Origin of the sequence: Pseudonocardia xishanensis (assembly GCF_039541715.1) — a bacterium.
Taxonomy (GTDB): Bacteria; Actinomycetota; Actinomycetes; order Mycobacteriales; family Pseudonocardiaceae; genus Pseudonocardia; species Pseudonocardia xishanensis.
In genome coordinates this window covers 23,842-30,516 of the sequence record NZ_BAABGT010000079.1, presented here as the reverse complement: position 1 = coordinate 30,516, position 6,675 = coordinate 23,842, and the positions used below count along the sequence as shown (strand labels likewise).

Annotated in this window: 6 protein-coding genes; 2 read left to right on the top strand and 4 right to left on the bottom strand. The window is 72.9% G+C overall.

Annotated features, from left to right (window positions below; all coding sequences use genetic code 11):
* Window positions 1–218: 218 nt before the first annotated feature.
* Window positions 219–1,673 carry a GAF domain-containing protein gene (locus tag ABD993_RS25875; protein WP_345423776.1) on the bottom strand — a complete coding sequence of 485 codons (1,455 nt, stop codon included), beginning with the start codon at window positions 1,671–1,673 and terminating at the stop codon, window positions 219–221.
* Window positions 1,674–1,892: 219 nt separating this feature from the next.
* Here ABD993_RS25875 and ABD993_RS25870 point away from each other — a divergent pair, with 219 nt between their 5' ends.
* The gene (locus ABD993_RS25870; protein ID WP_345423773.1) at window positions 1,893–2,666 is read left to right on the top strand and encodes a LuxR C-terminal-related transcriptional regulator; all 774 of its coding nucleotides are present in this window, start codon (window positions 1,893–1,895) and stop codon (window positions 2,664–2,666) included.
* Window positions 2,667–2,769: 103 nt separating this feature from the next.
* Here ABD993_RS25870 and ABD993_RS25865 read toward each other — a convergent pair whose 3' ends face one another.
* The 3 genes from ABD993_RS25865 to ABD993_RS25855 are packed head-to-tail and all read right to left on the bottom strand — an operon-like array spanning window position 2,770 to window position 5,689.
* The gene (locus ABD993_RS25865) at window positions 2,770–3,357 is read right to left on the bottom strand and encodes a DAK2 domain-containing protein (RefSeq protein ID WP_345423770.1); all 588 of its coding nucleotides are present in this window, start codon (window positions 3,355–3,357) and stop codon (window positions 2,770–2,772) included.
* A complete protein-coding gene (locus ABD993_RS25860; protein ID WP_345423767.1) occupies window positions 3,357–4,361 on the bottom strand; it encodes a dihydroxyacetone kinase subunit DhaK in 1,005 nt (334 codons plus the stop codon). Before ABD993_RS25860 ends, ABD993_RS25865 begins: the two co-directional genes overlap by 1 nt.
* A complete protein-coding gene (locus tag ABD993_RS25855; RefSeq protein ID WP_345423764.1) occupies window positions 4,358–5,689 on the bottom strand; it encodes an MFS transporter in 1,332 nt (443 codons plus the stop codon). Before ABD993_RS25855 ends, ABD993_RS25860 begins: the two co-directional genes overlap by 4 nt.
* 89 nt (window positions 5,690–5,778) lie before the next feature.
* Between ABD993_RS25855 and ABD993_RS25850 the strand changes: the two genes are divergently transcribed.
* Window positions 5,779–6,669 carry a dihydrodipicolinate synthase family protein gene (locus tag ABD993_RS25850; RefSeq protein WP_345423761.1) on the top strand — a complete coding sequence of 297 codons (891 nt, stop codon included), beginning with the start codon at window positions 5,779–5,781 and terminating at the stop codon, window positions 6,667–6,669.
* The last annotated feature ends 6 nt before the right edge of the window (window positions 6,670–6,675 follow it).

The window sequence follows — 6,675 nt, the reverse complement described above, 5'->3', positions numbered from 1 at the left end:
ATCATTCGCCTGGGCGTGTCACCCTGCCCACCGCGTCACCAACCTCCGTAAGTAGGACATCTAGTCGCACGTTTCGTGCTGTCAGCGCCGCAAGATCAGCGAAAGCGTGCGCTCAGCGCGGTCCGCTCAGCGCTGAGTGCACGAAACGTGCCACCACCTGCAGCGCCACCACGTGCAGCGCCACCATCTGCAGCGCCACCACAGCCCGTGCCGCCCGCTCAGTCCGCGAGCAGCCGCGCCACCCTCGACTCCGCGATCGCCCGCCGCGGGTCGCCCGCGGGCAGCATGTCCACCAGCAGCTCGTGGGCCTCGAGGTCCTCCGAACCCACCCGGTGCGTCGCGTAGGTGTGGACCAGCTCGACGTCGTCCGACTCCAGGACGGCCCGGCGCAGCCCGACTTCCAGCTCGTCTCGCGCCCCGCGGATCTCCGGCGCGTCCGAGCGCTGCAGCAGTGGGCCCGAGCAGGTGCGCAGTGCGTCCGCGACCCGACCCTCGCGCAGCGCCCGGCGGACCGTGCCGAAGTCCGTGTCCACCACGGCGTCGAGCCGGTAGGGGCGGGTCTTGAGCACGTCCGTGCCGATCAGTGCACGCAGCCGGTGGATCTCGCCGCGCACGGTGGTCTGGTTGCCGTCGTCTCCGTAGAGGAGGAAGGCCAGCCGCTCCGCGGTGAGGCCCTCCGGGTGCAGGGCCAGCGCCGCGAGGATCTCCGCCGGGCGCAGGGTGAGGGTGTGGCTCTCGCCGTCCAGCACCACGGTGGGGGCGCCGTCGCCGAGGAAGCGGAGCGAGAGCGAGTGGCGGGCGGGCGCCGCCGCGGTCCGCCGCGCCATCGACAGCAGGTACCCCTCGGCCAGCGGCTCGACGTGCAGCACCCGCCCGTCCTGCAGGCGCAGCCGGTCCGCGCCGGTGGACAGCGGCTCGAGGTCCACCCGCTCCGGCCACTCGCCGAACGGGTCCCCGGCGATGATCCGGCCCGTCGGCGTGACCAGCGCGCCCGGCGTGCCGCGCAGGCTGGCGAGGTGGCCCTGGTTGCGGGCGCGCAGCCGCTCGTCCGCGATCGCGAGCTGCATCCGCATCTGGTTCTCGGCGAGCTGCGCGGTCGCGGTGACCAACGCGAGCATCGCCGGGTGGATCGTGCGGCGCGGGCCGGTGATGTCGATGGCGCCGATGATCCGCCCGGTGTCCGGGTCCGTGACGGGCGCGGCCACACACGTCCAGGCGTGCACCGCGCGGACGAGGTGCTCGGTCGAGTGGATCTGCACCGGCCTGCCGAGCGCCAGCCCGGTGCCCATCGCGTTGGTGCCGATGGCCTCCTCGGACCAGTTCGACCCCTCGACCAGTCCGACGCGGTCCGCCGGGCCGAGCACCGCGCTGGCGCCCTCGCGCCAGAGGACCGTGCCCTCCTCGTCCGTGACGACGACGACGTGCATCGCCTCCTCGGCGATGCTCACGAGGTTGGCGCGCAGCAGGGGCATGACCCGGTGCAGGGGGTGCGCGTCCAGCCGCGCGCGGCTCTCGGCGGGATCGAAGCGGAGCGGGGGGAGCGGGGTGGCGGGATCGATCGCGGCGGCGAGGCTGCGCTGCCAGGACTCGGAGACCAGCGTGCGGACGGTGGCGTCCCCGGTGTCGTCCAGCACCGCCTCGAACAGCTCGGTGATCGCAGCGGACGCGGACACGCCGGATTTCGGATCGCGCTCGACCACGCCGTCGACTGGCATCGGCACCTCGACTTCCCGAGAGTCCTCGCTCGGCCACATCATCGCCTCACCCCGGCCCGGGTGGCAAGGCGAGGTTGCGCCTGTCCTAGGGGGGAGTCCCCGCGTGCAACGAACGGGCAACGTGACTCAGCTTACCGTCGCTGCGACAACGACCCGTCGACGATCGGAGGCACCCCGATGACCGCAGAGCTCGCCGACGTCCGGGTCCTGGAGACCCGCCCCGCCCAGCCCGCGCGCGTGCCCCCGACGGCGGGTCGCTCCCCCGAGGACCTGCGCGGCGACGGTGGCCTCACCACGGTGCGCACCGGCCGGATCCTGGTCGTCGACGCCGAGGGCATCGTCCGCCTCGGGCTGCGCCAGCTCTTCGCCGTCGAGCCCGACCTGCGGATCGTGGGCGAGGCCGCGACCCCGCGGGACGCCCTCGTCGCGGCGGACCGGCTCCGCCCGGACGTCGTGCTCCTCGACGTCGACCTCGGCCGCGGCGAGACCGCGGGCATCGACGTCGCGCGCGCCCTGCTGCAGCGCCACCGCGGCACCCGGATCCTCGTCCTGACGAGCTGTCGGGACCGCGAGACGATGCTCCGCACCGTCCGCCTCGGCGTGCACGGCTACCTGCGCAAGGGCGCCGACACCGCGGACATCGTCGCGGCCGTGCGGACCCTGCTGCGCGGCGACGCGGTCTTCGACTCCCGCATCACCACGATGATGATGGACGCGCTGCGCGACCCCCGCGAGCAGGCCGGGCGGAACATGCGCGGCCCACTGCTGACCGACCGCGAGAACCAGGTCCTCCGGCTCCTGGCGACGGGCATGTCGAACCGGGAGATCGCCACCGAGCTGGTGATCAGCGAGGCGACCGTGAAGTTCCACGTGCGCAACCTCCGCGACAAGCTCGACGTCCGCCGCCGCACCGAGATCGTCTACACCGCGACCCGCCAGGGGATCGTCTAGGACTCCGCGGCCGGCGTGCCGCGACGCCGCCGGCCGCGTGACACACGTCGTGCGCGGCGAGTGGTGTTCCGGCACCACCCGCCGCGCACGTGCGGCGGAGCCGCTAGACCGGCCGCTCGACGGCGGCGTCCGGGGACTCGACGGTCGCCGCGGCCCAGAACAGCAGGGCGATACCCATCGCACCGGGATCGGGCTCTCCCTTGGCCCGGTCGCCGACATAGCTCGCCCGGCCCCTGCGGGCGCGCAGCTGCGCGGTGTGGTCGGCACCCCGCCTCGCCGCGGCCGCCGCCCCGACGAGCCCGCCCGCGGCGAACGCGTCGACGGCGGGGGAGAGGGCGTCGACCAGGGTGCGGTCGCCGACCTGCGCCTCGCCGACCCGCTGGATCGCCGCGAGGCCGTCGCGGGCACCGTCGCCGAAGGAGCCGTCGCCGTCGAGGGCCTGCGCGAGCTCGGTGAACAGCAACCCGAGCAGCGGACCGCTGGTGCCGCCGACCTCGTCGAGGAACACCTCGCCCAGCGCGCCGAACGCCGAGGTCCCGCCCTGCTCGAACCGCGCCACCGCGTCCCGCAGGCCGCCGCGCAGGTTGTCGCCGAAGTCCCCGTCGCCGGAGAGCTGGTCGAGCTCGGTCAGCGCGCCGTGCGCGTCCTCGGCGGCCCGGGCGTACGTGCGGAGGACCGCTTCCTGGTCCATCAGTTCCCTCCGACGGTCAGTGCGGGCGTGGCCGCGGGCGCGTCCCAGTACGCCGTCCAGGACGGCCGCAGGCGGGTCAGCGTGAGCGAGAACCCGGTCATGTCGAGCGCGGGCACGAAGGTCCCGACCAGGGCTCGCGAGACCTCGAGCCCGCGCCCGGCGAGCCCGGAGACCACCAGGTCGTGGAGCCCGTAGAGCTCCAGCAGGGTCGTCCCGCCGAGCCCGTTGACCACGGCGAGGACCTCCGAGGGCCCGGCGGGCAGGCCGGCCACGAGCTCGTCGAGCATCCGCTCGACCAGCTCCTCGGTCGGCGGGCGCACGATCGACTTCTGCGCCCGCTCGCCGTGGATGCCCACGCCGTACTCGAGCTCGTCCGCGCCGAGGGCGAAGGACGGCTCGCCCGTGTGCAGCGAGGTCTGCGCCCGCGACGCCACGGCCAGGCTGCGCGACGCGCCCGCGACCTCCGCGCCGAGCGCGGCCAGCTCCTCGAGGCCGAGCCCGGTGTCCGCGGCACCGCCGAGCAGCTTCTCGACGACCACCGTGGCCCCGGTCCCGCGGCGCCCGGTCGCGGTCTCGTCGGACTCGGTGGCCAGGTCGTCGTCGACGAGCACCCGGCGCACCTCGATCCCGTCGAGGCGCAGTCGCTCGGCCGCGATCCCGAAGTTGATCCGGTCCCCGGTGTAGTTCTTCACGACGTGGAGCACGCCGTCGGGTCCCGCCGCCCTCCGCGAGGCCTCCAGGACCTGCCGGTTGTGCGGGGAGGCGAAGACCTTGCCGGGCGCGACGGCGTCGAGCATCCCGCGGCCGAGGAACCCGGCGTGCAGCGGCTCGTGGCCCGACCCGCCGCCGGAGACCAGCCCCACGCGGCGCCGCGGGTCGCGGTCTCGCGCCACGAGGTGCGCGGGCTTCTCGACCAGCTCGACGAGCGCCTCGTGCGCCCGGGCGAACCCGCGCAGCGCGGGCGGGACGGGATCGCCGTCCGCGGGGAGGAAGGGGAGCGTCATGAGGCGTTCTCCAGGGAACGGTCGGTGGCGGCGTACCGCGCCTCGCCCCACACCAGCCGGGACGCGGCGATCGAGGAGACGAGCGCGATCGCGATGGCGTAGACGACCAGCCAGGTCCAGTGCCCGCCACCGGCGGCGAGCAGCGCGGTGCCCGCCAGCGGGGCGAGCCCACCGCCGAGCGTGGCGCCGACCTGCTGGGTGACCGACAGACCGGTGTAGCGGACCGAGACCGGGTAGAGGTTGGCGAAGAGCGCGGCCTGCGAGCCGTACATCGCGCCGTGCCCGATCGCGAGCCCGAGCGTCATGCCCAGCGTGGTCAGCCAGAAGTTCCCCGTGGAGAGCATGAGGAAGAACGGCACGGCGAGCACGACCTGGAACAGCGCGCCGCCGATGTAGACCCTGCGGCGCCCGATCCGGTCGGACAGGGCCCCGAAGAGCGGCAGCATGAGGCACTCCGCCGCACAGGCGATCAGCACCGCCAGCAGGACGGGTTGGCGCGGCAGCCCGAGCTCGGTCGTCACGTACGCGATCGCGACGACGTAGTAGACGTTGAACAGCCCGGACTCGGCGATCTTCGCCAGGATGGACAGCACGACGCGGTTCGTGTTCGTGCGGAACAGCTCCTTGATCGGGAGCTTGTGGGCCTCGCGCTCCGCGCGCGCCTTCACGAACTCCGGGCTCTCGCTGACGTGCGTGCGGATGTAGACGCCGAGTCCGATCAGGATGATGCTGGCGAGGAAGGGCAGCCGCCAGGCCCAGGACTCGTAGGCGCCCTCGGGCAGGAACGTGTCGAGCAGTGTCACGATGCCCACGGGCAACAGCACGCCCGCCGGGGTGCCGATGTGCACGAGCGAGGTGAAGAAGCCGTGCCGCTCCTTCGGGCTGTACTCCAGCGCCATCAGCACGCCGCCGCCGTACTCGCCGCCCATGCCGAGGCCCTGCAGCAGCCGGATGAGCACCAGCAGGATCGGCGCCCAGACGCCGATCGTCTCGTAGCTCGGCAGCAGGCCGACGGCGAACGTGCCGCCGCCCATCAGCACCATCGTGATGATCAGGATGGTCTTGCGGCCCAGACGGTCGCCGTAGTGGCCGAAGACGACCCCGCCGAGCGGGCGCGCCAGGTAGCCCACGAAGAACGTGGCGAACGCCGCCAGGGTGCCCACGAGTGCATCGCCCGCGGGGAAGAAGACCTTGTTGAACACGAGTGCGGCGGTCGTCGCGTAGAGGGTGAAGTCGTAGTACTCGACCGTCGTGCCGAGGGCGCTCGCCCACACGACCCTCTTGACCGGCGTCCCGCCGTCCTTCGGTGAAGCAGTCGTCGCTGTCACGGGCACTCCCTCGTACCGGCTGGTGTTCCTTGCGTGTGACGGCTAATGTATCAGACACTAGATGCAAGACAAGCCCTCAAGGAGGCGCCATGAAGGACCTGGCACTGCACGGGATGATCTCGACGGTCGTGACCCCGTTCGACGAGAGGGACCAGGTCGACCTGGAGCTGCTCCGCGGCGAGGTGAAGTACCTGCTCGACCAGGGCGTCACCGCCATCTGCGCCTGCGGCAGCACCGGCGAGGGCCAGACCCTGTCGCTGGAGGAGAGCAAGGCGATCTGCGAGGTCGTCGTGGACGAGGTCGCGGGCCGCGTCCCGGTGATCGGCGGGGTCATCCAGAACTCCACCGCGCAGGCGATCCGCTACTCCCTCGCGCTCAAGGAGGCCGGGGTCGACGCGCTGCAGGTCACCCCGGTGCACTACGTCTTCGCGCCCTCGCAGGCGGAGACGATCGAGCACTACCGGCTCGTCGGCGAGGCCGCGGACCTGCCGATCGTGCTCTACAACGTGGTGCCGTGGGCGCTGGTCGGCGTCGACACCATCGAGAAGATGGGCGACGTCGTCCCGCAGGTGGTCGCGGTCAAGCAGTCCGGCGGCGACATCCACCTGCTCGCCGACCTGCTGCACCGGGTGCGGGACCGCTTCACGATCCTCGCCGCGCTGGACGACCTGCACTACCCCGCGTTCGTCATGGGCGCGCACGGTGCGCTGGCGGCCATCCCGACCGTCACCCCGAAGCTGTCGGTCGAGCTGTGGGACGCCGTCCAGGCGGGCGACCACGCCGAGGCGCTGAGGTTGCACGAACGCATCCTCACGGTGTGGCGCGCGATCGACGGACCCAACCTCCCCGCCACCCTCAAGGCCGCCCTGCAGCTGCAGGGCCGCGAGGGCGGGCTGCCCCGCAAGCCGTTCTCCCCGGCCACGCCGGAGGAGCGGGAGCGCATCGCGACGGCGCTCCGGGCGGCTAATCTGATCGACTAGACGTCA

Coding starts and splice junctions, on each gene's coding strand:
- ABD993_RS25870 (WP_345423773.1), top strand. CDS start 1,893: ATGACCGCAGAGCTCGCCGACGTCCGGGTCCTGGAGACCCGCCCCGCC.
- ABD993_RS25860 (WP_345423767.1), bottom strand. CDS start 4,361: ATGACGCTCCCCTTCCTCCCCGCGGACGGCGATCCCGTCCCGCCCGCG.
- ABD993_RS25865 (WP_345423770.1), bottom strand. CDS start 3,357: ATGGACCAGGAAGCGGTCCTCCGCACGTACGCCCGGGCCGCCGAGGAC.
- ABD993_RS25850 (WP_345423761.1), top strand. CDS start 5,779: ATGAAGGACCTGGCACTGCACGGGATGATCTCGACGGTCGTGACCCCG.